The 24,301-nt window shown below is 72.9% G+C and carries 19 protein-coding genes; 8 read left to right on the top strand and 11 right to left on the bottom strand.

What is annotated here, in order from left to right; translation table 11 throughout:
* Positions 1–2: 2 nt before the first annotated feature.
* Positions 3–2,018, bottom strand: a complete 2,016-nt coding sequence (locus tag ACIRO3_RS19425; RefSeq protein WP_404138169.1) for a glycosyl hydrolase family 28-related protein — start codon at positions 2,016–2,018, stop codon at positions 3–5.
* A gap of 186 nt (positions 2,019–2,204) precedes the next feature.
* Between ACIRO3_RS19425 and ACIRO3_RS19420 the strand changes: the two genes are divergently transcribed.
* Positions 2,205–3,347: an agmatine/peptidylarginine deiminase gene (locus tag ACIRO3_RS19420; protein ID WP_404138167.1), complete on the top strand. Its 1,143-nt coding sequence runs from the start codon at positions 2,205–2,207 to the stop codon at positions 3,345–3,347.
* Positions 3,348–3,467: 120 nt separating this feature from the next.
* Here the strand turns inward: ACIRO3_RS19420 and ACIRO3_RS19415 are convergent, their stop codons facing one another.
* The 3 genes from ACIRO3_RS19415 to ACIRO3_RS19405 all read right to left on the bottom strand — a co-directional run bounded on the left by ACIRO3_RS19415 (position 3,468) and on the right by ACIRO3_RS19405 (position 6,017).
* Positions 3,468–3,746, bottom strand: a complete 279-nt coding sequence (locus ACIRO3_RS19415) for a DUF6126 family protein (protein WP_404138164.1) — start codon at positions 3,744–3,746, stop codon at positions 3,468–3,470.
* A 15-nt stretch (positions 3,747–3,761) separates the two neighbouring features.
* Positions 3,762–4,406: an XRE family transcriptional regulator gene (locus tag ACIRO3_RS19410; RefSeq protein WP_365999812.1), complete on the bottom strand. Its 645-nt coding sequence runs from the start codon at positions 4,404–4,406 to the stop codon at positions 3,762–3,764.
* A 72-nt stretch (positions 4,407–4,478) separates the two neighbouring features.
* Positions 4,479–6,017 carry an ATP-dependent DNA ligase gene (locus ACIRO3_RS19405; protein WP_404138161.1) on the bottom strand — a complete coding sequence of 513 codons (1,539 nt, stop codon included), beginning with the start codon at positions 6,015–6,017 and terminating at the stop codon, positions 4,479–4,481.
* Between the two features lie 225 nt (positions 6,018–6,242).
* Between ACIRO3_RS19405 and ACIRO3_RS19400 the strand changes: the two genes are divergently transcribed.
* A complete protein-coding gene (locus ACIRO3_RS19400; protein WP_404138158.1) occupies positions 6,243–9,023 on the top strand; it encodes an alpha/beta fold hydrolase in 2,781 nt (926 codons plus the stop codon).
* Positions 9,020–9,898 carry an ABC transporter permease gene (locus ACIRO3_RS19395; RefSeq protein WP_404138155.1) on the top strand — a complete coding sequence of 293 codons (879 nt, stop codon included), beginning with the start codon at positions 9,020–9,022 and terminating at the stop codon, positions 9,896–9,898. Before ACIRO3_RS19400 ends, ACIRO3_RS19395 begins: the two co-directional genes overlap by 4 nt.
* 115 nt (positions 9,899–10,013) lie before the next feature.
* Here the strand turns inward: ACIRO3_RS19395 and ACIRO3_RS19390 are convergent, their stop codons facing one another.
* The 5 genes from ACIRO3_RS19390 to ACIRO3_RS19370 form a co-directional block, all read right to left on the bottom strand.
* Positions 10,014–10,982, bottom strand: a complete 969-nt coding sequence (locus tag ACIRO3_RS19390; protein ID WP_404138152.1) for a D-2-hydroxyacid dehydrogenase family protein — start codon at positions 10,980–10,982, stop codon at positions 10,014–10,016.
* The gene (locus ACIRO3_RS19385) at positions 10,979–11,944 is read right to left on the bottom strand and encodes an aldo/keto reductase (protein ID WP_404138149.1); all 966 of its coding nucleotides are present in this window, start codon (positions 11,942–11,944) and stop codon (positions 10,979–10,981) included. The genes ACIRO3_RS19390 and ACIRO3_RS19385 overlap by 4 nt, the downstream gene beginning before the upstream one ends.
* 111 nt (positions 11,945–12,055) lie before the next feature.
* Positions 12,056–13,213 carry a galactokinase gene (gene galK / locus ACIRO3_RS19380; protein ID WP_404138147.1) on the bottom strand — a complete coding sequence of 386 codons (1,158 nt, stop codon included), beginning with the start codon at positions 13,211–13,213 and terminating at the stop codon, positions 12,056–12,058.
* Positions 13,210–14,367 (bottom strand): galactose-1-phosphate uridylyltransferase, encoded by a 1,158-nt coding sequence (gene galT / locus ACIRO3_RS19375; protein WP_404138144.1) that lies wholly within the window; start codon positions 14,365–14,367, stop codon positions 13,210–13,212. The genes galK and galT overlap by 4 nt, the downstream gene beginning before the upstream one ends.
* Before the next feature lie 14 nt (positions 14,368–14,381).
* Positions 14,382–16,214: a beta-galactosidase family protein gene (locus tag ACIRO3_RS19370; protein ID WP_404138141.1), complete on the bottom strand. Its 1,833-nt coding sequence runs from the start codon at positions 16,212–16,214 to the stop codon at positions 14,382–14,384.
* 292 nt (positions 16,215–16,506) lie between these two features.
* Between ACIRO3_RS19370 and ACIRO3_RS19365 the strand changes: the two genes are divergently transcribed.
* The 5 genes from ACIRO3_RS19365 (at position 16,507) to ACIRO3_RS19345 (ending at position 22,416) form a co-directional block, all read left to right on the top strand.
* Complete coding sequence (locus ACIRO3_RS19365; protein ID WP_404138505.1) at positions 16,507–17,718, top strand: substrate-binding domain-containing protein; 1,212 nt, start codon at positions 16,507–16,509, stop codon at positions 17,716–17,718.
* Positions 17,719–17,856: 138 nt separating this feature from the next.
* Positions 17,857–19,386, top strand: a complete 1,530-nt coding sequence (locus tag ACIRO3_RS19360) for an ABC transporter substrate-binding protein (protein ID WP_404138138.1) — start codon at positions 17,857–17,859, stop codon at positions 19,384–19,386.
* Positions 19,387–19,589: 203 nt separating this feature from the next.
* Positions 19,590–20,438 (top strand): carbohydrate ABC transporter permease, encoded by an 849-nt coding sequence (locus ACIRO3_RS19355; RefSeq protein WP_404138135.1) that lies wholly within the window; start codon positions 19,590–19,592, stop codon positions 20,436–20,438.
* The gene (locus tag ACIRO3_RS19350; RefSeq protein WP_404138132.1) at positions 20,435–21,385 is read left to right on the top strand and encodes a carbohydrate ABC transporter permease; all 951 of its coding nucleotides are present in this window, start codon (positions 20,435–20,437) and stop codon (positions 21,383–21,385) included. The genes ACIRO3_RS19355 and ACIRO3_RS19350 overlap by 4 nt, the downstream gene beginning before the upstream one ends.
* 44 nt (positions 21,386–21,429) lie before the next feature.
* The gene (locus ACIRO3_RS19345) at positions 21,430–22,416 is read left to right on the top strand and encodes a hydroxyacid dehydrogenase (protein WP_404138502.1); all 987 of its coding nucleotides are present in this window, start codon (positions 21,430–21,432) and stop codon (positions 22,414–22,416) included.
* Here ACIRO3_RS19345 and ACIRO3_RS19340 read toward each other — a convergent pair.
* Positions 22,404–23,201, bottom strand: coding sequence for a sugar phosphate isomerase/epimerase family protein (locus ACIRO3_RS19340; RefSeq protein ID WP_404138129.1), 798 nt, complete (start codon positions 23,199–23,201; stop codon positions 22,404–22,406). The genes ACIRO3_RS19345 and ACIRO3_RS19340 overlap by 13 nt on opposite strands.
* On the bottom strand, positions 23,198–24,274 hold the full coding sequence (locus ACIRO3_RS19335) for a LacI family DNA-binding transcriptional regulator (protein ID WP_404138126.1): 1,077 nt from the start codon (positions 24,272–24,274) through the stop codon (positions 23,198–23,200). The genes ACIRO3_RS19340 and ACIRO3_RS19335 overlap by 4 nt, the downstream gene beginning before the upstream one ends.
* Between the last annotated feature and the right edge of the window lie 27 nt (positions 24,275–24,301).

The raw sequence follows: 24,301 nt of genomic DNA, 5'->3' as shown, positions 1-24,301 counted from the left end.
CGTCACCAGGGGCTCGGCGCCGGCGGCGCGACCACCGGCGGCCGGTCGTCACAGGTGAGCGTGTTCGGCAGCTCCCATGCCGCCAGCCACGGCCCGGTGGCGCCGCCGCCGTCGTTGCCGCCCCGATCGGTCACGGCGAACTCCGATCCGGTCGCCGGGAAGTTGAAGGAACCGCAGTTGTTGACCCCCACGGCGCCGACGTTGCGGGCGTCGACGTTCTCGAAGCTCGCCGAGCCGGCTGCCCGGGCACTGAGCACCGAGGTGCCGGCGCCGTCGACCCTGATGTCCTTGAAGTGGACGTTCTCGACGCGCACCGTGTCCTTCACCGGCCAGTCGGCGACCAGCATGATCGCGTTGTAGGTGTTGTCGAGGAAGGCGTTCCCGACCACCTGGACGTCGGCCCGGTCGATGCTCCGGTCCAGGGCGTAGAACCAGATCGCCCCGAGCCCGATGTTCCAGTTCAGTTCGTACGTACCGGCCCGCGCCGTCGTGTTGTCCGCGATCCGCAGGCTCCCGGTGAAGGGCTCGGCGCCGAAGCGGGCGCCCACGTGCAGGGCGCTGCCCTCGCGGACGGGGTCCGCGACCAGGTTGCCCGTGACGGTGGTGTCGGCGCCCCCGTAGATCGCGATGCCGTTGGCCAGGGTCGGGCTCTGGACGGTGTTGTGGTCGACGGTGTTGCGGGCGTCGGCGGTCTTCTCGGACCACAGGGCGAGCCCGTCGTCACCGGTGTTGCGGACGAAGTTGTCCCGGACGAGTGAGTCGGTGACCCCCGTGTGCAGGTTCAGGCCGTCGGCGATCTGGTCGGTGATGACGTTCCGGGTCACCTCGACGTTGCTCATCGGGCCGTCGAACCACAGACCCACCTTGGTGTGGTGGAGGTACATCCGGTCCACGGTGGAGTCGCTCATGGCGCCGCCGACGCCGTTGACCTGGTCGGTGTCCACGCGCTCGCGGACATCACCCTCGATCGCGAAGCGGGACAGGTGGACATCCCGGCTGCCGCCGGCCGCCGCCCCCTTGCCGTAGAACCCGACGCCCTTGCCCTTGACGGTGGTGTACCAACTGCCCGCGCCGGTGACGGTGACCCGGTCCACAAGGATGTGCCGCTCGACCCGGAAGGTGCCGGGCGGCAGGTACACCGGCAGCCCGTGTCGCCGGGCGAAGGCGACGGCCCGGTCGATCGCGTCCGCCGAGTCCCGGCGGCCGGTCGGGTCCGCGCCGAAGAGCAGCACGTCGGCGGCGACCGGCTCGACGTGCGGGGCGCCGACGAACTCGGAGTCCAACAGGTCGAGCACCGTCCAGGCGGCGGCCCCGCCCGCCGGCATGGTCAGCCGGATCCGGTCCCCGGCCCCGTGGGTCCGGTCGAGCATCAGGCGCTGCTCGTCGTACATGTGCGTGGGCCGGAACGGCTTGGTGATGACCGGCGCCGGGGTGGTGGCCGCCGGGACGCAGCCGCATTCGGTGATCCACCAGTCGGGGTGCAGCAGTTCCGCCCGGGGGTCGTTGCTGAACGGATACTGGTTGTAGAGCCAGGAGTACTGCGAGGTCAGGGTCATGCGACCGCTGCTCCTGCCGTTGACCGTGACATCGAGCGGAGCGGTGATCCCGCCGCCGGTCGGGGCGTCGGGAATGCTGTAGCGGACGGTGATCGCGTTGGCCTTGGCCGGCAGGGTGAACTCCACGTACCGGCCCGCCGTCAGTTTCACCGCCTTGCGACCGGAGGCCTCGGCGGGCAGCGAGTACGCGGTGCGGTCGGGGCCGATGACCGTGCCGGTGCCGGGGGCGTTCTCCGCTTCCTGCTCCACGAAGTCCACGCGGGCGCCGCGCCCTTCGGTCAGTGCGGGGGCGAGGGCGGCCCGGGTGACGACGGGGCTGCTCGGGGCTCCGGTCGGGGCTCCCGCCAGGACTCCGGTCGGGGCGGGGCGGGCCGCGGCCGGGCCCGAGGCCAGGGCTCCGAGGGCGAGCGCGGACACGGTGAGCGCCGCCAACGCGGCGGCCGTTCTGCTTCCAGGGGGCATGGCCCGGACAGTAGGGCTCCGCGCGGGAACCCGGCAAGAGTCCTGCGGGAATCTGCGCCACATTGTCGAGTTCTTGCAGGTGCTTGTCCGTCATCGGGCTTCTCGGTGCGCGCCCGACTCCTTGACTGAAATTTCAGTTAGTGCCACAGTGCGCCTACCCCTCATCCCCCTCCTCCGGAGGTTCGAATGAATCCACACCGCAGAACCCTGTTGCGCTCGGCGGGAGTCGGCGCCGCCGCACTCGCCCTCGGCGGCCTCGTCCCGCAGTCCGCCCAGGCGTCCGCACCTGCGGGCCGGGCACCCCGGGCCGGGGCCGCCGCCGGCCGGATGACCGTCCCGCTCGATGACGTCCGGCACCTGCGCACCTGGATGGCCTGGCCCTCCAACCGCTCCATCTGGGGTTCCGACCTCGCCGACGTGCAGCAGGACATCGCCCTCATCGCCCGGACCGTCGCCCGCTTCGAACCCGTCGTGATGTGCGCGGCGGACGCGAGCGCGGCGGCGACCGCCCGGTCCCGCTGCGGTTCCACCGTCACCGTCATCTCCACCATCCCCGTCGACGACCTCTGGATGCGTGACAGCGGCGCCGTCTTCCGCCGCGACGGCGCGGGCGCCGTGGACGCGATCGGGCTCAACTTCAACGGGTGGGGCAACAAGCAGACCCACCGCAAGGACGAGAACGTGGCCCGGCTGATCGCCTCCCGCGAGTCACTTCCGTTCGGCACGGCGACGTTCGTCGGGGAGGGCGGCTCGGTCGAGACCGATGGCGACGGAACCCTGATGGCGACCGAGAGCAGCCTCGTCAACAAGAACCGCAACCCGGGACTGAGCCGGGCCCAGGTGGAGGCGGAGGTCCTCGCCGCCTACGGCGCGGACAAGATGCTCTGGGTCCCCGGGATCAAGGGGCAGGACATCACCGACGACCACATCGACGTCACCTCCCGGTTCATCCGACCCGGCGTCGTGATGGTCCAGGTACCGCCCGCCGACCGCACCGACATCTGGGCCAAGGACGCCCGGCAGCAACTCGCGATCCTGTCCGCCGCCACCGACGCCAGGGGCCGCCGGCTCCAGGTCCTCAAGGTCGACGGCCCGGACACCCCGCGCTCCGACAACCCCGACTTCGTCGACTCCTACCTGAACTTCCACGTGGCCAACGGCGCCGTGATCACCTCGCAGTTCGGGGACCGGGCGAAGGACGCGGGCGCCCGCCAGGCGCTCGCGGCGGCCTTCCCGGGCCGCGAGGTGGTCCAGCTCGACGTGGACCGGCTGATGGGCGGCGGCGGGGGCATCCACTGTTCCACGATGCAGCAACCGACCGCGCTCTGATTCCCCGCGCGCCGGAGCGCGGCGGCGGATCCGACGGCGGGCGTGCGCGCCGCCCCCGTCGGAACCGTGCGCGACGCGCGTGCGACGGGCCCGCGGCCCGGCACCCCGAGGCCGCGGGCCCTACTGGTTCTCGGCGCCCAGCACGAAGAGCAGGTAGACGAAGAAGGCGAAGAGGTGACCGACGAAGAGGTAGGCGATCAGGCGGATGATCAGACCGCGGGGGAACTTGGACTCGATGCGCTTGAGCAGCGTGTCCGGCGCGACCCCGGTCTCCGGCTGCCGGGTCGGCTCGGCCTGCTCGGCCGGACCCGTCGGGACCTCGTTCGCGGGGACGTGCGGGACCTCGTTCGCGGGGGCGCTCGCGGAGGCGGTGGCGGTCACGTTCTCTCCCTGGGGCATGGTGCGACTCCTCGGCTAGTGGTGGTGCTGGGTCGCGCCGCCGAGGCAGACCCCGGCGAGGCCGCTCTGCAGCAGCGTGTGGACGAACAGCAGGTCGGCGCCGGCGGCGTCGGCCGCGCCGATCCGGTGGGGCGTGAGCGAGTCGAAGTGCGCGCTGTCCCCCGGGGCGAGCAGGTGCTCGACCTCTCCCAGGTGGAGCCGCAGCCGCCCCGTGAGGACGTACAGCCACTCCTCGCCGGGGTGGATCCTGACCAGTTCGCCTTGGTCCCGGCCCTGCGGCACGTGTACGCGCAGGGCCTGCATCCCCCGCCCCGAACCACCGGCCGGCCAGTAGGTCCAGCCGTCGGCCTCGCGGGCACCGGGCCCGCCGCCCCGTACGATCGGGTCGGCCACGGCCCGGGTCTCGCCGAGCAGCTCGGAGACCGTCGTACCGTAGGTGCGGGCGAGTTCCAGCAGCAGGGGCAACGAGGGCGTGCGCCGGCCCGTCTCCAGCCGCGAGAGGTGGGCGGGCGAGAGTCGGGCCCTCGCCGCGGCGGCCTCCAGGGTGAGTCCGGCGCGGCGGCGCAGGTCGCGCAGGCGGGGTGCCACGGTGGGGAGTTCACTCGACGGATCGTCGGGTTCGGCCGCTTCGTCGGGGCCGGAGGCAGGACCGGTTGTCATGCGTCGATTGAGCCAGATTCTTACCCCTCTGGCAAACACTCTTGCCTCTGAGGCAAAAGCGCCGGTGGTCGGCTACGTGGGACGCGCGCCCAGCACGCTCTCCACGGTATCCGCCTCCCCCGCGTCCTTGTCCGGGCGGTGCCGGAGCACCCGCGCGAAACGGAGCGCCACCCCGGCCGGGTAGCGCGAGGAGCGTTGCAGGCCGTCGTAGGCGATCTCCACCACGAGTTCGGGTCGGACCCGGACGGTGAAACCGTCGTCCTCCAGCGCCAGCTCCAGCAGCCGCTCGGTCTGCCAGCGCAGCATCACGTCGGTGAGGCCCTTGAACGTCTTGCCGAGCATGGCGTGGGTCCCGTCGGCGGCGCGGGCGCCCAGGTGCAGGTTCGACAGGAGGCCCGTGCGCCTCCCGTGTCCCCATTCCGCGGCCAGGACCACCAGGTCGAGGGTGTGCACCGGCTTGACCTTGAGCCAGTGCGTGCCGCGCCGGCCGGCCGCGTAGACCGAGTCGAGGCCCTTGACCACCACCCCCTCGTGGCCCCGGCGCAAGGACTCGGCCGCGAACTCCTCGGCGGCGGCGCTCGCCCCGTCGGCCGTCGGGTCCTCCACCACCAGACGCCGGACGCGGAAGGCCTCCGGGACCAGCTCCGCGAGCACCGCGTACCGCTCGCGGACGGGCAGGTCGAGGAGCACGTCCTCCCCCGCGGCCAAGACGTCGAAGAAGTGGACGCGGACCGGAAGGGTCCGCCGGGCGGTCGCCACGTCCACGCGGGAGCCCACGCGACTCGCGACCTCCTGGAAGGGGACCGGCCGCCCGTCGGGTCCCTGCCCGACGACCTCGCCGTCGAGGATGAACCGCTCACCGGGCAGCGTCAGGGCCGACTCGGCCACCTCCGGCAGCCGGTCGGTGATCTCGTCGAGGGAGCGGGTGTGGATCCGTACGTCCGGTCCGTCGCGGTGGACCTGTACGCGGATCCCGTCCAGCTTCTCCTCCACCGCGCAGGGCCCGAGCGCGGCCAGCGCCTCGGTCACCGACGCGGCGGTGCCCGCCAGCATCGGCTGGACCGGCCGCCCGACCCGCAGGGTCACGCCCTCCAGCGCCCGGGCCCCCTCGGCCAGGACCGCCGCGGCGACCCGGGGCAGGGATCCGTCGAGCATCACGGCGCGGCGCAGCGCGGCGGCCGGTACCCCGGTGGCCGCGGCCACCGCGTCCAGCGCGACCGCGTCCAGCGCGCCCTGGCGCACCTCGCCGAAGAGCAGGCCGCGCAGGAACCGTTGCTCGGCCTCGGTGGCCGCGCCCAGCAGGGCGTCCACGATCCGGTGCCGCTCCGCGCGGGAACCGGCGCCCGCGACGGCGGCGAGCTCGGTGACGGCCGCGTCGACCTCGCCGACGGTGAGGGTGGGCCGGGGGGCGGGGGTGACCTCCCGGCCGAGGGTGCGCGCTCCGATGCCGGGGCGTCCCTGCGGCAGCCGCCCGGCGAGGTAGGAGACGACGACGGCGGCCTCCTCCGCGGGCGCGGCGGCGAACAGCTGGGCGAGCAGGGCGGTCTTCGCGGAGCGGGCGGAGGTCTCGGAGACCTCTCGGGACACGCGCGCGACCTCGGCGAGCAGCATGCGGACCATCCTGCCGCCGCTCGTGCCCGCGCGCAGGTCGACCGCGCGGATCCGCCCCCGCGCTCCGGCGTGTACGGCGGGTGGGCGGCCGGCCGCGTACGGCGGGCGCGCCGTCCCCTGTACGGCAGGCGCGGTACGGGGGGCCGCCCGGGTAGTCCTTGAGAAGGTGTCGGGCTCACCCTGCGGGCTCTCCGGCGTCGGCGCCCGGACGTCTAGGCTTCCTGTATGAAGCTCCGACTGCCCCGGCGTCGCCGGGACCGCCTGCTGGCCGGCGCGGCCGCGCTGGTCGTCGTGGCGGGGGCCGGTACGTTGACGGCCACCGCCGCGACGTCCGCCGACCCGCCCGGCGTGCAACGCCAGGACCACGTATTGCAGATGCCCGACGCCGGGATCGACATCTCGTACTTCACGGCCGGCGAGGGCGGGGAGGCGACGGGGAACCGACCCGCCGTGCTCCTCGGCCACGGCTTCGGCGGCAGCAAGGAGGACGTCCGCCCGCAGGCGGAACGGCTGGCCCGTGCGGGGTACGCGGTACTGACCTGGTCGGCGCGCGGCTTTGGCCGCTCGGGCGGCCGGATCGGGCTGAACGATCCCGAGCTGGAGGGCAAGGACGTCTCCCGGCTCGTCGACTGGCTCGCGGCCCGGCCCGAGGTGCGGCTCGACGCGGCGGGCGATCCGCGCGTGGGCGTGGCCGGGGCCTCGTACGGCGGTGCGGCGGCGCTCCTCGCCGCCGGGCACGACCGCCGGGTGGACGCCATCGCCCCGCAGATCACGTACTGGAACCTCGCCGACTCCCTCTTCCCGAACGACGTGTTCAAGAAGCTGTGGACCGGCATCTTCTTCACCACCGGCGCGACGGGCGGCGGCCTGACGGGTGCCGGCGCCGCGGGCGCCGGCGCCGAGGGTGGCGGTGCCGGCGGCGGTGCGGCGGCCCTCCAGCCGTCGGCGCGGTCCGCCGATCCGATGGCCGCGCCCGGCTGCGGACGGTTCCAGCCGGAGCTGTGCGCGATGTACGAGCGGGTCGCGGTCGCCGGGAAGCCCGACGCCGAGGCCCGTGAACTGTTGGCCGGGCGCAGCCCCTCGGCGGTGGGCGACAAGATCAAGGTGCCCACCCTGATCGTGCAGGGGCAGGACGACTCGCTCTTCCCGCTCGACCAGGCCGACGCGATGGCCAAGGCCGTCGCGGCGAACGGCGCGCCCGTCTCGGTGGACTGGGCGAGCGGTGGCCACGACGGCGGGATGCGCGAGGCCGGCCGGGTCGAGTCGCGGGTGACGGCCTGGTTCGACCGCTATCTCAAGGGCGACGAGCGGGTCGACACGGGACCCGCGTTCCGGGTCTCGCGCACCGGCGGGATCGATTCCACGGACGGGACCGTGCAGGTGCGCGGTGCGAGCGACGACCGCTATCCCGGGCTCGTCTCGACGCCCCGGGAGTTCGCGCTCACCGGCCGCGAGCAGACGTTCGCCAATCCGGCGGGCGGCGCCCCGCCCTCGCTGTCCTCGTTGCCCGGGATCGGCGGTCAGCTCGCCGCCTTCGGGGCCGGGATCTCGCTGGACTTCCCCGGGCAGAACGCCCGCTTCGAATCGCGGCCGATGACCGAGGAGGTGCGCATCACCGGCACCCCGACCGTCACCCTGAACGTGAGGTCGACGGCCGGCGACGGTTCGGCCGTGTTGTTCGGCAAGGTGTACGACGTCGGACCCGACGGTCGCGGGCAGGTGCTGCCCAGCCAACTCGTCGCCCCGGTCCGGGTGACGGACGCCGCACAGGGCCGTACCGTCCAGGTGCGGCTGCCGGCCGTCGACCACGCCGTCGAAGCCGGCCACCGACTGCGCCTGGTGGTGGCGGCCACCGACCTCGGGTACGCCTCACCCGCCGCGCCCGCCACGTACACCGTCTCGGCCCGGGGCCCGCTGTCGGTGCCCGTCGTCCCGGATGTGCGCACCGCGGCCACGAGCCTGCCCGGCTGGACCTGGGGGCTGCCCCTGGGCGCCCTCGCCCTCGCCGCGGCACTGCTGGGGCTGCGGCGGACCGGCAGGGGCCGCGCCGGGGACCGGGCGGGGGCGGCGACGCCCGACCCCGCGTCGGCCGACGTCCCGCTGGAGATCACCGGCCTGACGAAGCGCTACGCGAAGGCCCGGGACCGCTACGCCGTACGGGACCTGTCGTTCCGGGTGGAGAAGGGTCAGGTGCTCGGTCTGCTCGGTCCCAACGGCGCGGGCAAGACCACCACCCTGCGGATGCTGATGGGCCTGATCTCCCCGGACGCCGGTGAGATCAGGGTGTTCGGGCACGCGGTGCGGGCCGGCTCCCCGGTCTTGTCGCGGGTCGGCGCCTTCGTGGAGGGCGCCGGCTTCCTCCCGCACCTGACGGGTCGGGCCAACCTGGAGCTGTACTGGCGGGCCACCGGCCGGCCGGCGGCGGACTCCCACATGGCGCAGGCCCTGGAGATCGCCGGACTCGGCGACGCGTTGGAACGCGCCGTGCGCACCTACTCCCAGGGCATGCGACAGCGGCTCGCCATCGCGCAGGCCATGCTCGGCATGCCGGACCTGCTGATCCTCGACGAGCCGACGAACGGCCTGGACCCGCCACAGATCCGGGAGATGCGTGACGTGATGATCCGGTACGCGGCGGCCGGGCGCACCGTCATCGTCTCCAGCCACCTCCTCTCCGAGGTGGAGCAGTCGTGCACGCACCTGGTCGTCATGGACCGCGGCCGGCTCGTGCAGGCGGGCGAGGTCGCGGAGATCACCGGCGGCGGGGACACCTTGCTGGTGACCCTGGCCGGGTCGGTGGACGAACTCCTCGTCGAGAAGGTGGCGGCGCTGGAGGGGGTCGGCTCGGTGGTGACCGCCGAGGACGGACTGCTCGTACGGCTCGAAGGCGCGACGGCCGCCGAACTGATCGCGGAACTCGTGCGGCTGGAGGTGCCGGTCTCCGCGGTGGGACCGCACCGCCGGTTGGAGGACGCTTTCCTCACCCTGATCGGAGGTTCGGCGTGAGCGCCGTGACGGAGGTGGCCACGACGGAGGTGGCCGACGGCTACCGCGCGGGCCGTACGTTGCCGCTGCGTGTGGAGGCGCTGCGTCAGTGGCGCCGGCGGCGGACCCTGGTGATGGGCGGGATCCTCGCGGCGCTCCCCTTCATCATGATCATCGCTTTCGCGGTGGGCGGCACCCCGAACGAACGGGGTGGCGGCAACGGGCGGATCACCCTGATCGACACGGCGACGGCCTCGGGCGCGAACTTCGCGGCCACCTGCCTGTTCGTGTCGGCCGGCTTCCTGCTGGTGGTACCGGTCGCGCTGTTCTGCGGTGACACCGTCGCCTCGGAGGCGAGCTGGTCCTCGCTTCGCTATCTCCTGGCCTCTCCGGTGCCCCGGGCCCGGCTGCTGTGGAGCAAGCTGGTGGTGGCCCTCGGGTTCAGTCTCGCGGCGATGGTGCTGCTGCCGGTGGTGGCGCTGGCGGCGGGCACGGTCGCCTACGGCTGGGGGCCGCTCAAGCTGCCCACCGGCGGGACGTTGGCGGCCGGTGACACGCTGCCGCGGCTCGCGATCGCCGTCGCCTTCGTGTTCGTGTCGCAGCTGGTCACGGCCGGACTGGCGTTCTGGCTGTCGACGCGGACGGACGCGCCGCTCGGCGCGGTGGGCGGGGCGGTCGGACTGACGATCGTCGGGAACGTCCTGGACGCGGTGACCGCGCTCGGATCGTGGCGCGAGTTCCTGCCCGCGCACTGGCAGTTCGCGTGGGCCGACGCACTCCAGCCACACCTGGAGTGGGGCGGGATGATCAAGGGCACGGTCGTGTCGGTGTCCTACGCGGTGGTGCTGTTCGCGCTCGCGTTCCGGGGCTTCTCCCGCAAGGACATCGTGTCCTGAGCGCGCCGCCGTCCGGACGAACGGCCCGGGCGGTCCGCTCCTCGCGGACCGCCCGGGCCGTTCGCGTGGGCCGCCGCGGCCCGTTCCCCGCCGGGCCCGACCGCGTCCGCGGAACCTACCGGAGCACCCGGACGGGCGCGCCGTCGAGGTAGGCCCGGATGTCCTCGACGGCGTCGCCGTAGTACGTCGCGTAGTTGCCCCGCGTGACGTAGCCCAAGTGGGGCGTGGCCAACAGGTTGGGCGCCGTGCGCACGGGATGCTCCGGCGGCAGGGGTTCGATGTCGAAGACGTCGAGGCCGGCGCCCGCGATGCGCCCCTCGCGCAGCGCCTCGATCAGCGCGTCCTGGTCGACGATGGCCGCCCGCGAGGTGTTGACGAGGTACGCGGACGGGCGCATCGACGCCAGTTCCGGCGCCCCGACCAGGCCGCGGGTGCGGTCGCCCAGCGCGAGGTGGACGGACACGAAGTCGCTCTCCGCGAGCAGTTCCCGCCGGGACGCGGCGAGGGTCACCCCCACCTCGTCGGTGCGTTCCCTCGTGAGGTTCTGGCTCCACGCCGTCACCTCCATGCCGAAGGCGAGGCCGATCCGCGCCACCCGGCCGCCGATCTTCCCGAGACCGAGCAGGCCGAGCCGGCGCCCGTACAGATCGGCGCCGAGGGTCTGCTGCCACGGTCCTGCGGCGCGCAGGGCGGCGTTCTCGGGGACGATGCCGCGCGCCAGGCCCAGCAGCAGGGCCCAGGTGAGTTCGACGGGCGGGGCGGAGGAACTGCCCGTGCCGCACACGGTCACGCCGTTTCGCTCGGCGGCGGCGTAGTCGATGACCGAGTTCCGCATGCCGCTCGCGACGAGCAGGGCGAGGCGGGGCAGCCGGTCGAGCAACGAGGCCGGAAAGCGGACCCGTTCGCGCAGGGTGACGACGATGTCGAAGTCGGCCAGGCGGGCCGCGAGCCGGTCCTCGTCGTCCAGGTGGTCCGGGTAGGTGACGACCTCCACCCGGTCCGCGAGCGTGGACCAGTCGGCGGAGGCGGTCGCCACGCCCTGGTGGTCGTCGAGGACGGCGCAGCGGAGCGCGGTGGCGCTCACCGCGCCCCCGTGCCGGTGGCGCCGATGGCGTCGATGGCGTCGATCTCGGCGAGCAGCGCGGCCTCCAGCGGACGGTCGGCGACGGCCGCGTTGGCCCGTACCTGCTCGGCGGAGGTGGCCCCCGCGATGACGGATGCGCAGCCCGGCTGGGCGCAGAGCCAGCCGATGGCGAGTTCCAGGACCGTTCGCTCGTACTTCTCGGCGAGGGCGGCCAAGGCCTCGACGGTGTCCAGGCGTTCGTCGGTGAGGTAGGCGTCACGGCCTTCGAGGCGCGAACCGGACGGGACGGGCGCGCCGCGCCGGATCTTGCCGGTGAGCAGGCCGTTGGCCAGGGGGAAGTACGGGAGCACACCGACGCCGTGGTGCAGGGCGGCCGGTACGAGTTCCCGTTCTGCGGACCGCTGGAGCAGCGACCACTCGTTCTGCGCCGACACGAAGGGCGCGGCGCCGATCTCCCGGGCGACGTGGGCGGCTTCGGTGAGCTGCCAACCGCTGAGGTTGGAGTGTCCGATGTAGCGGACCTTGCCCTCGGTGACGAGTTCGGTGAGCGCGGCGAGGGTTTCGGCGATGGGGACGTCGGGGTCCGGGCTGTGCAACTGGTAGAGGTCGATGTGGTCGGTCTCCAGCCGGCGCAGCGACGCCTCGACGGCGCGGCGGATGTACGCGCGGCCGCCGCGGGACCCGGCCGCGGGCCCGTATCCCATGTCCACGCCGTCGTAGCCGAACTTGGTGGCGAGCACGACCTGGTCGCGGCGGCCCTTGAGGGCCTGGCCGAGGTGGGTCTCGGAGCCGCCCTGGCCTCCGTAGATGTCTGCGGTGTCGAGGAGGGTGATGCCGGCGTCGAGGGCGGCGTCGATGACGGCGCGGGTGGCGCGGGCGTCGAGGCGGCCACCGAAGTTGTTGCAGCCGAGGCCGACCGCGGAGACCCGCAGACCTGAACTGCCCAGGGAGCCATGACGCATGGGATCGTTTCTCCACTCTCGCGATTGCACGTGATCCACTGGAAGTTACCCCAGGAGCGCCGTGACGGTGGTGGACCTGCGCGGACGGCCGCTGCCGGACGAACAGGCCCGCTACAGCACGCGGCTCATTCCCGCCGACGGCACGGCCCGGGTGACACGTGGCGGCGTGAAGCCGGCCCGCGCGAACGCCTCCGTCACCGCGCGGGTCACCTCCGCCTCCGCGTCGGCGTCGATCAGGGTCAGGGCGGAGCCGCCGAAGCCACCGCCGGTCATCCGGGATCCGTACGCGCCGGCCGAGTTCGCGGTGGCCACGGCCAGGTCCAGTTCCGGACAGGAGACCTCGTAGTCGTCGCGCAGCGAGGCGTGCCCCTCGGTGAGCGGCGGCCCCGTCTCGCGCAGGCGCCCGGCCCGCAGCAACTCCTCCACCCGCAGCACCCGTGCGTTCTCGGTGACCACGTGCCGGACGCGTCCGCGCGTCGAGGGATCGGCCAGGCCGGCCAGGGCCCGGTCCAGGTCCTCGTACGGAAGGTCGCGCAGAGCGGGCAGCCCGAGGGAGTGGGCCGCCCGGTGGCAGGTGGCGCGGCGCTCGGCGTACGTCCCGTCGGCCAGGTCGTGCTTGACGCGGGTGTCGACGACGAGCAGGCGCAGCCCGGCCACCGCGCAGTCGAAGGGGATGTGCCGCTGTTCCAGCGAGCGGGTGTCCAGCCGCAGGGCGTGACCGTCGGTGGCGCAGGCCGACGCCAGCTGGTCCATGACCCCGCACGGCACCCCGACGTACGCGTTCTCGGCGCGCCGGGCGAGAGCGGCCACCTCGGGCCGGGTGAGCGGGAGTTCGTGGAGTTCGGCCAGGGCCAGGGCGGTCGCCACCTCCAGCGCGGCGGAGGAGGACAGGCCGGCTCCGGTCGGCAGGTCGGACCGTACGTGCAGGTCCACGCCGCCGACGGGGAAACCGGCGTCCACGAGGGCCCACACCACCCCGGCCGGGTAGGCCGCCCAACCGTCCCGCCCGCGCGGCGGGTGCGCCGGGTCGAGGGCGGCGAGGTCGAGAGCGACCACGCCCGAGGGGACGTCGGCGGAGTGGAACCCGAGGGTCGCGTCGGCGCGGCGGGCCACCGCCACCTCGGTACGGTGCGGCAACGCGAAGGGCAGGGCGAACCCGTCGTTGTAGTCGGTGTGTTCGCCGATCAGGTTGACCCTGCCCGGGGCCGCCCAGACGCCCTCGGGCGGATACCCGTACAGGTCCAGGAACTCCTGGGCCACCCGGCTCACCGGCTCGCCACTTCCCGCAGCCGCGCGGCCGCGTCCTCCGGTCGGACGTCGTTCATGAAGGCCTCCATCCCGGACTCGGTCCCCGCCAGGTACTTCAGCTTGTCGGCGGTCCGCCGGACGGTGAACAGTTCCAGGTGGAGGGCGAAGTCGTCCCGGCCCTCGCCCGTCGGGGCCTGGTGCCACGCGGAGATGTACGGGGTCGGGTCGGCCCGCCCGAACAGCCGGTCGAAGCGGCGCAGCAACTCCAGGTACACGCGGGGAAACTCGGCGCGGGCGGCCTCGTCGAGCGCCGGCAGATCGGGCACCCTGCGGTGCGGATAGAGGTGGACCTCGTACGGCCAACGCGCGGCGTAGGGAACGAAGGCGGTCCAGTGTTCCCCTTCGAGGACCACCCGGCGGCCGTCGGCCCGCTCCTCGGCCAGGACCTGTTCGAAGAGGTTGACTCCACCGTCGCCATCGCGGGTGTGGGTGTGGGTGTGGGTGCCGTCGCCGGTGCGGGTGCGGGCGCGGTGGGCGGCGACGGTGGCGAGCATGCGCGTGGTGCGCGGGGTGACGAACGGGAAGGCGTAGATCTGCCCGTGCGGGTGGGCGAGCGTGACGCCGATCTCGGTGCCGCGGTTCTCGAAGCAGTAGACCTGCCGGACCCCTTCGCGGGCGGCGAGTTCGGCGGTCCGGTCGGTCCAGGCGGCCAGGACCAGGGCCGCGCGCCGCTCGTCGAGTTCGGCGAAGGAGGCCTCGTGGTCCGGGGTGAAGCAGACGACCTCGCAGCGGCCGGTGTCGCCCGCGAGGGAGGGGAAGCGGTTCTCGAAGACGACCACCTCGTAGTCGGGCGCCGGAACCTCGCTCGCACGGTCCTCGGTGGAGGGGCACAACGGGCAGGCGTCGGCGGGCGGAAGGTGGGTGCGGCCCTGCCGGTGGGAGGCGATGACGACGCTGTCCCCGAGCAGCGGGTCGCGGCGCACCTCGGAGGTGGTGACGCTCGCGGAGGCGTCGAGGGGGCGGGTGTCGGGGAAGGCGTGGTGGCCGCCCTCCGCGTTGTCGCCCGCCCCACCCTCCGCCCCGTCGTCAACCCTGTCGTCCGCCCCGTCGTCTGCGTCGTCGTGGTAGTAGAGGATCTCGCGACCGTCGGCGAGGCGGGCGCTGGTGCGCTTCACGTGCGGACCTTCTCTCACTGGAGGGTGACCACCGTGGGGCGGCCGAGGTCGGGCTGGTCGCGCAGCAACAGTTCGGTGCCGGGCCGTTCCAGTTCGAGGACGACGATCACGTTGTCGCCCGTCCGCCACAGGGGGGCCGGTGCGTACAGCGTGCGCTGCGGACCGCGCGGGGAGTCGTAGTGACCGAGCAGGAACCCATTCAGCCAGATCAGGCCGGTCCCCCAGGTCGACACGTCGACAAACCCGTCGGCGGGTGCCGCGTCGAGGTGGTGGGTGAAACGGTGGAAGGTCGGCAGGCACTCCCCCGGCAGGCACTCCCCCGGCAGGCCCTCTCCCGGCGGGCCCTCTCCCGGCGGGACGTCCGACCATCGCAGTGCGCCGAGGTCGGTCAGCGGGAGCGGCCGTATCTCCCACTCGAAGAGCTGCTGGTGACCGTGGCGGACGCCGCGCCCGATGCCCTTGCGGTCGTCGAGCAGGGGGCCGTAGTTGACGCGGCCCTGCGCCCGCACGAGCACGTCGAGGACCACGCCGGCGTCCCCGACGGCCAGGTCGAGCCCCTCGTCGGGAGCGTTGCGGTCGAGGACGCCGAGCGGACTCCCGTCGGCGAACAGGTACGCACGGTCCCCGAGGCCGTCGATCCGCACGGGCATGGCGGAGCGGGGGCCGGTGATCGTGGTGCGGTAGTGGATCAGACCGTGGTCCTGACCCAGTTTCTCCATCGGCTCCGGCGCCGCGCGCAGCACCGGCGGGCCGGCGAGCGGGTCGAGGTGCGCGAGGAGCGGAGCGCCGCCGGCGGGGGTCGCCAGGGCGGGTGTCATCCGGGGCGGCGGGGCGGGCAGCGGACCGTCGGGCAGGGGCGCGTAGCGGCCGATGACCTCGCGGAAGGCGTGGAACTTGGGGGTGAGTTCGCCGGCCTCCCCGATGGGCGCGTCGTAGTCGTAGCTGGTGACGGTCGGCTGATAGCCGGGGTCACCCGGGCGTGAACCGGTGTGGTTGGCGCCGGCCCAGAAGCCGAAGTTGCTCCCGCCGTGCGCCATGTAGAGGTTGACGGAGGCGCCGGTGGCGAGCAGCTCGTCGAGGGAGGCGGCGGCGTCCTCGACGGTGCGGACGTGGTGCTCCTCGCCCCAGTGGTCGAACCAACCGATCCAGAACTCCATCGCGGCGAGTGGGCCGGTCCGCTGGTAGCGGCGCAGATGTTCCAGGCGTTCGGCGGGTCGGGCGCCGAAGGTGGCGGTGGCGAGGCGACCGGGCACCGTGCCGCCCTGGAGCATGGCGTCCTCGGGCCCGTCGGCGGTGAACAGCAGGCAGTCCACTCCCCGCTCGGTCAACCCCCGTTCCACATGGGAGCGGTAGCGGGCGTCGTTGCCGTACGAGCCGTACTCGTTCTCGATCTGCACCGCGACCACCGGCCCGCCCCGACTCGCGAGGTGCGGCAGCAGGGCGGGAACGACGGCGTCGAACCAGCCGTCGACCTCGGCCTGGAAACGGGGGTCCGAGCACCGCAGATGGAGGCCGTCCAGGGCGAGGAGGCGGGCGGGCAGGCCGCCGAAGTCCCATTCGGCGCAGATGTAAGGACCGGGGCGGACGATCGCGTCGAGGCCGAGATCCCGGGCGATGCCCAGGAACCGGCCGACATCGCGCCACCCGGTGAAGTCGGCCTTGCCCGGGGCCGTCTCGTGGAAGTTCCAGGGGACGTACGTGTCCACGGTGTTGACCCCGAGGGCGCGGAGCCGGACGAGCCGGTCCTTCCACAGGTCGGGGTGGACCCGGAAGTAGTGCAGGGCTCCCGAGATGACGCGATGGGGGCGGTCCGCGCGTCGGAATCCGTCCTGGTCGTACGTGAGCATGCGCTGACTCCCGAGAGTGTCGAGATGCTGCGGTGGATTGCCGGGCGAGAGGGCGGGCGAGGGGCGAGAGGCCGGGGGCGCCAGATGCGGTGGGGCGAGATGCCGTGACGTGAGATGCCGTGACGCGAGGTGCCGTAGCGCGAGATGACGCGAGATGGGGAACGCCGCCGAATATATGAACGCCTTGTGCACGCCGTCAATGACCAATTGAACGCTTGCGATCGATTCGATCGTTTCGGCTCACTATGATGAGGTGACGCATGGATGGCGGATCGGCATACAGGGGGACACCTTGAGAGCACACGTGGACCAGCGCCAGGCCCAGGTGCGCGCGCTCGTCCGGGCGCGCGGCAGCGTACGCGTCACGGACCTGGCCCGGGAGCTCGGCATCTCCCCCGTGACCCTGCGACGGGACATCGAGGCCATGGCCGCCCGGGGCGAGATCCACCGGATGCACGGAATGATCAGTCGGGTGGAGCAGTCCCCGGCGCCCACCGGCCGGCGCGAGGGGTTGCGCGAGGGTCGGCGGGAGGGCTTGGCTGCCGCCGGGGGCGAGGGGTGGGTGGTCGGCATGGTGGTACCGACCACCGAGTACTACTACGCCGACGTCGTGCGCGGGGCCCGCGAGGTGGTCGAGGCGCGGGGGGCGCGGCTCACCGTGGGCCTGACCCGGTACCTGCCGGGCGAGGACCGGACACAGGCCGACCGGCTGCTCTCCACGGGCGCGGACGGGCTGCTGCTGACCCCGAACTGGGACACCGGCTCGGCCGGGCCGGGCGAGGGGGCCTGGACGGCGGAACTGCCGGTGCCGACGGTGCTGGTGGAGCGGTGGGCCCCGCCCGGCCATCCGGCGGCCGCGCTGGACCGGGTGGTGTCGGACCACGCGCACGGAGCGGCCCGGGCGGTGCGGCACCTGGTCGATTCGGGACACCGGCGGATCGCCCTGGCCTGCCAGGAGACCCCGACGACGGCTCGCCTGCGCGCCGGGTACGAGGCCGCCGTCAGCGCGCTCGGGCTGGAGCCGGCGCCGCCGTGGCCGCCGGCCGCGAGCGACCCCCTGTCGGTGGCCGACCGGTTCGCCCGGGCCCTGGACTACCTGTACGAGGCCGTGACGACGCGCGGGGTCACCGCCGCCCTGATCCACAGCGACACCGACGCGATCATGCTGATCCCGAGGCTGCAGGCGCGGGGGGTGCGGGTGCCGGAGGACCTGGCCGTGATCACGTACGACGACGAGGTCGCGGGGCTGGCGGACGTACCGCTGACGGCGGTGGCACCGGCCAAGCGGGAAGTGGGGGCCCGGGCAGCCGGGTTGCTGCTGGACCGGCTGGCCTTCGGAGCGGCGGGGGGTGTCAGGGGGACGGGCGCGGACTTGGGTGCGGGTGCGGGTGCGGGGGTGATCGTGGGTGCGGGCGTGGGCGTGGGTGCGGGCGGAGCCGACGGGGCCGAGGAGGCCCCTCGTCAACATCTGGAGCTGCTGCCCCGGCTGACCATTCGCCCATAAAGGGCGACCGACCCCTCCTCTGACGATCGTTTCGATCGAGTTGCGCGTTCGCTCTTGACGGTGTGCGTGTTCGTCCAAAAGATGAGCCGCGTTCGCCCATCCGCCGCCACCGGCGGTCGTGCCCGTAGGAGCCGAATCATGTCGCGCAGCTTCCTCCGCCCTGCTCGTTCCGCTCACCCTGATCGTTCGGGTTCGGGTCGCCCTGATCGTTCGGGTCACCCGGCCGCTCCCGATCGTGCCGCCGCTTCCGGTGGTGCGGCCGCCGGTTCCGGTGGTGCGGCCGGTTCCGGTGGTGCGGCCGGTTCCGGTGGTGCGGCCGGTTCCGGTGGTACCGCTTCTCGCGGCCTCGGTTCGCGTCTGCCCCGACTCGCCCTCACGGCCTCGATCGCCTCCCTGGCCCTTCTCGTCACCGCCTGTGGCGGCGGTGACGGGCGGGCCGCCGGCGCTGCCGGTTCGGCGGGGGGGCCCGGTACGGCGGACCGGCCGGTCACCGTCACGTACTGGTCCTCGTCGGCGGGCGCGCAACAGACGGTCGACGCCTTCAACAAGACGCACCCGAACATCCGGGTCGCGTTCTCGGCGATCCCCGGCGGGCCGGACGGCGCGGCGAAACTGGCGAACGCGGTCAAGGGCGGCAACGCTCCCGACATCGCCACGATGGACTACTCCGCGCTCCCGGAGTTCGCGAGCGGCGGGAATCTGGAGGACCTCACCGGGACCTCCGGGAAGCTCGTCGGGGAGAAGTTCCCGCAGGCCGTGCAGTCCCTGGTGACCTTGGGCGGCAAGACCTGGGCGGTGCCCTTCGACGTGACGCCCCTCGAACTCTTCTACCGGAAGGACATCTTCGAGAAGCACGGGGTGACCGTGCCGAAGACGTGGGACGAGTACAAGGCCGCCGCAGAGAAGATCAACCGGGCCGATCCCTCCGTGCGGATCACGAACTTCGGCGGCGGCGACCCCGCCGTGCTGGCCGGCCTCGCCTGGCAGGCGGGCGCGAAGTGGTACGGGGTCGAAGGCGACCAGTGGAAGGTTGCCATCAACGACCCCGCCTCGAAGAAGGTGGCGGAGTACTGGAACGGCCTGATGGCGTCCGGGCTCGCGTCCAAGACCCCGCTGTGGGGCGAGGGCGAGGCCAAGGAACGCTCGTCCGGGCAGGTCGCGACCATCGTCGGCGCCGCTTGGACAGCAGGCACGCTCCTCGCGAACTACCCCGACCTGAAGGGCAAGTGGGGCGTGGCACCACTGCCGACGTGGGACGGCACACCGGCGACCGGAATGTACGGCGGGACCTCCTACATCGTGCCGAAGGGCAGCAAGCAGACGAAGGCGGCTGCCGAGTTCATCACGTGGGTGACCACCGAGCCGGAGGCGATCAAGGCCCGCCTCAGCTCGCTGAAAGCCCCGAGCAGCGCACTGCCCGCCAACCCGGAGATGCGGGCCGAGGCGGCCAAGCTGTTCGACGCCTCGTACTTCGACGGGCAGAACCCGTACGCCCTCGCGGGCGAGGCTGCGGCGACGATCCTGCCGGGCTGGACCTGGGGGCCCGCGCACCTCCAGGTCAACTCGGCGCAGAACGCCGCCGGGCCGGACCTCGTGAAGGCTCTGTCCGAGGGGCAGGTTGCCGCCGAGAAGGCGATCAAGGACCGCGGCCTGGGCCTGGCCGACTGATGCCCCGCCCGCACACGCCCCTCCCTGCGGACGCGTCCTCACCCCCGAGAACGTCGGCCCGTCCGGACACACCTCCGTCAGCGGCCCCGGTCTCGTCCCGGAACCTGCGCACGGTCGCGGACGCGCATCCGCCGAACACTGCGCACCGCCGCTCCCGTACCGGGAAGCTTCCTCGCACCGGCCGGCGGGCCGCGGCTGCCTTCATGGCCCCCTTCTTCGTCCTCTTCGCCCTCGTCACCGTCGCACCCGTCTGCTACGCCGCCTGGTTGAGCCTCTACCGCGACGAGCAGTCCGGCCTCGGATTCGGCGGCACCCGCCGGGTCTTCAGCGGGCTCGGCAACTACGCGGAGGCCCTCGCCGACCCCCTCTTCCTCGCGTCCTTCCGCAACGTCGCCGTCTACTGCCTCCTCTACATCCCCCTCATGGTCGGCGGCGCCCTGCTCCTCGCCCTGCTCCTCGACTCCGCGCTCGCCCACGCCAAGCGCTTCTTCCAGATCGCGTTCTACCTCCCGCACGCCGTACCCGGGCTCATCTCGGCGATGATCTGGCTCTACCTCTACACACCGGGACTGAGCCCCGTCGTCGACGCCCTCGACACCGTCGACCTGTCGTGGAACTTCTTCGGCCGCGACGAGGCCCTGCTGTCCGTGGTCAACATCTCGGCCTGGCAGTGGATGGGCTACAACATGATCATTTTCTTTGCCGGGCTCCAGGCCATCCCCCGCGAGACGCTGGAGGCCGCCACGATGGACGGCGCCGGCGCCGTACGCACTGCCTTCCAGGTCAAGGTGCCCAGCATCCGCCCCACCCTCGTCCTGACCGTGTTGTTCACCTGTGTCGGCGCCGTCCAGCTCTTCGACGCCCCGCAATTGCTGCAGCTCCGCGCCACCGAGATGGGCGAGTCCTGGTCTCCGACCATGTACATCTTCAGCGCCGCGTTCAAGGGCCACGACTACGGGCTCGCGGCCGCGAGTGCCCTGCTGCTCGCCCTGGTCGCCGGCGCCGCCTCCTACGTGGTGACGAAGCTCGGCAATCGTTGGAGGTCCGCATGACCACCCCCCTCGTCCCCGCCCGGCGCGCCGAAGGTTCCCCACGCGCGACCCGGCGACCTCCGGCCGGCCGCGCGACGCTCCCTCACTCCACCCCCTCCCGCACCACTCCCTCCCGCCCCACGCTCTCCCGCACCGTCGTCAACGCGGTTCTCCTCCTCGTCGCCGCCTACACCCTGATGCCCCTCGTCTGGCTGGTCCTGGCCGCGACCAAGAACCGCCGGGACCTCTTCGCCACCGACCCCTTCGCCTTCGGCGAGTTCAACCTCCTCACCAATCTCGCCGAGGTCTTCACCCACGACGACGGCATCTTCGGCAGGTGGCTCGGCAACAGCCTCCTCTACACGGTGGTCGGTTCCACCGTCTCCGCCCTGATCAGCGTGGCCTGCGGCCACGCCTTCCACGCCTACTCCTTCCGGCACAAGGAGAAGCTCTTCGGCGTCGTCCTGGCCGGTGTCCTCGTCCCGGCCACCGTGCTCCAACTGCCGCTCTACCTGATGGCCTCGGCCGCCGGCGCGGTGAACACGTACTGGGCCTATCTGGTACCCGCCCTCGTCAACCCCTTCGGCGTCTACCTGGCCCGGGTCTTCGCCGAGGGGTACGTCCCCGACGAGGTGTTGGCCGCCGCCCGTGTCGACGGCGCGGGTGAACTGCGGGTGTTCACCCACGTGTCGTTCCCCATGCTGTGGCCCGGCTTTGTGACGATCTTCCTGTTCACCTTCACGGCGATCTGGAACAACTTCTACGGCGCGCTGACCATGCTGAACGACAAACGGCTCTACCCCGTGAGTCTGGGTCTGTTCATGTGGAACCGCAGCGTCTACCAGCAGCCCGAGCTCTACCCCCTGGTGATCACCGGTTCACTCGTCGCCGTCATACCGCTCGTGCTGGCCTTCCTCGGCCTCCAGCGTTTCTGGCGCTCGGGTCTCACCGCAGGAGCCGTCAAGTGACCCACACCCCCCTCTCTCCCCCTCGCCCCACCACGGTGCTCGCCATGAGCCCCGGTACCCGTGCCGCCGTCCTCAGCGGCCGGGTCCTACCCGAACTCGTCCGGGTCGCGGACGTGGACCCCGAACTCCTCCTCACGGACTTCGCCCATCCGGATCCCGAGTTGGACCGGCGCCTCGCCGAGGTCGAGGTCCTGTTCACCGGCTGGGGCTGTCCGCTCCTCGACGCGGCCGCGCTGGAGCGGATGCCGCGACTTCGGGCCGTCGTCCACGCCGCCGGCAGCGTCAAACACCATGTCACCGACGCCTGCTGGGAACGTCGCCTGCTCGTCTCCAGCGCCGCCGCCGCCAACGCGGTGCCGGTGGCGGAGTACACGCTGGCCGCGATCCTGTTCACCAACAAGAGGGTCCTCGAATCCGCGCACGCCTACCGCGCCGCCCGGGCGCCCATCGACCTGTTGCGCCGCTACCCCGCCGTCGGCAACTACCGCCGCACCATCGGCATCGTCGGGGCGTCCCTCATCGGCCGCCGCGTGCTGGAGCTGCTGCGCCCCTTCGACCTCCGGGTGCTCGTCCACGACCCGTACGCCGATCCGGTCGAACTGGCCGCGCTCGGCGCCGAGACCTGCGCACTGGACACGCTCCTGCGCCGTAGCGACGTGGTGAGCCTGCACGCTCCGGCCCTGCCCCGGACCCACCACCTCCTCGACGCCTCCCGGCTGGCCCTGATGCCGGACGGCGCGACCCTTGTCAACACCGCCCGCGGCTCCCTCGTCGACACCGCGGCGCTCACCGAGGAACTGGTCGCCGGACGGCTGCACGCCGTACTCGACCACACCGAGCCCGAGGTCCTGCCCGCCTCCTCTCCCCTGTTCAGTTTGCCGAACGTGCTGCTCACCCCCCACATCGCGGGCTCCCTCGGCGGGGAGCTGGACCGACTCGCGGCCACCGCCGTCGAGGAGTTGGAGCGGTACGCCCGCGGGCTCGGCTTCCGCCACCCAGTCGATCCGACCCGCCTCGCCTACTCCGCCTGACCGCCATGGGCCACCAGCCGCCCCAGGTACGCGCGCCCCTGCTCCAGCTGTCCCGCGAGCTCGGCCGCACCCGGGTACCAGCGTCTCTCGTACTCCCAACACAGCCACCCGTCGGGCGGTGCGCAGGCCACCGCCTCGGCCAGGGGCAGCACCCCGGCTCCCAGCCCGAGGGGGGTGAGGTCCTCCGCCGATGCCACGTCCTTCACCTGGACGTAGCCCAAGTGCCCGCCCAGGCTTCGGTGCGACCGGGCCGGCCGCTCCCGTCCCAGCCAGGTGTGGAGTACGTCCCACAGCGCTCCCGCGCCCGGCCGCGCCACTCGGTCCAGCACCCGGGCGACGGCGGCCGCCGTACGGTGCGAGTCGTGGGTCTCCAGCAGGATCCGTACCCCGTGTCGCTCGGCGAACGGAGCAGCACTCAGCAGTCGGCGGACGGCGTTGGCGTCGGCGTCCGGTTCGGGCAGGTCGCCCCCTCCGGGGAAGACCCGCACGTACGGGGCCTCGACGTCGGCGGCGAGTCGGATCAGGGACTTCAGCTCGGCGAGGACCGGGGCGTCCTCCCCCGCCGCGGCCACCTTGGCGTAGCCCGCGACGGCGAGAACGGTGACACGGGCGGCGGTGATGGTGCGCAGGGCCTCGGCCCGGTCGCTGCCCGGGGTATCGGGATGCAGGGGCTCCTCGGGGTGGGCGCGCAGTTCGAGTCCGTCGTACCCGTGGGCGGCGGCGAGTGCGGCGCTCGTGCCCAGCGGGGTGCCGGGCAGGCCGAGCGTGGAGAAGGCGTATTTCACGGGCGGCTCCCTTCGGTCGGTGGCGGGGCGGTGGATCCTCGGACCATGAGCTCGGCGGGCAGGGTCGTGATGCCCCCCGGTGGCAGGGCCCGGCGTCCGGTGACGAGGTGGGCGGCGAGCACCCCCGCATCGCGCAGCGGCAGCCGGACCGTGGTGAGCGCGGGTGCGGTGTCAACGCAGAACGGCAGGTCGTCGAACCCGGCGACGGAGACGTCTTCGGGGATTCGCAGACCCGACTCCCTGAGAGCGGCGACGACGCCGGTGGCGACGGTGTCGTTGGCCGCCGCGACGGCGGTGAACGGCTCGCCTCGGCGCAGCAGTTCGCGGGTGGCGTCATAGCCGGCGGAGCGCTCGAAGCCGGCGTGCACGGTGAGGGGTGCGCAGGCCTCGGGCAGGGCGGGGTCGTGTCTTCGCAGGGCCTCCCGGTGCCCGTCGAGCCGCTCGCGTGTGGTGCTCAGCCCGGCTGGGCCGGCGACGTAGGCGATGCGGCGGTGGCCGAGGGTCAGCAGGTGTTCGGCCAGTCGGAACGCGCCGCCGTGGTCGTCGAACATGACGGTGGCGACGGGGAGTCCGGCGGCGACGGGCAGGGGCGGGCGCCCGCACAGCACCACCGGGGCTCCGGCGGCCGCCATCCTGGTGAGCCGGGCGGTGAGTGCGGTGGTGTGTTCCGGTTCCTCGACCGCGCCGCCGGTGAGGACGACCCCGCCGGCGCGCTGGCCCTCCAGCAGGGCGAGGTAGGCGAGTTCGGCTTCGGGCGCGCCCTCGGTGTTGCATACGACGGCGAGTCGGCGGGCGCCCTCTCGGCCGGTGGGGGCGAGGGCGCTTTGCAGGGATCCCGCGATGATCCCGAAGAAGCTGTCGGCGACATCGTGGACGAGGACCCCGACGAGGTCCGAGGTGGCGGCCGCGAGCGCCCGGGCGGGGCCGTTGGCGATGTATCCCAGGTCTTCGACGGCCTGTTCCACCCGTGTCCGGGTGCCGCCGGCCACCGGGTATCCGCCGTTCAGTACGCGCGAGACCGTGGCGGGCGATACACCCGCGTGTGCCGCGACCTCGGCGAGGGTCACCGCCATGTCGTACACCTCCCTCTGCTTCGGGCT

Origin of the sequence: Streptomyces sp. NPDC102278 (genome assembly GCF_044766345.1) — a bacterium.
Taxonomy (GTDB): Bacteria; Actinomycetota; Actinomycetes; order Streptomycetales; family Streptomycetaceae; genus Streptomyces.
This window is presented reverse-complemented; position numbering and strand designations above follow the sequence as displayed.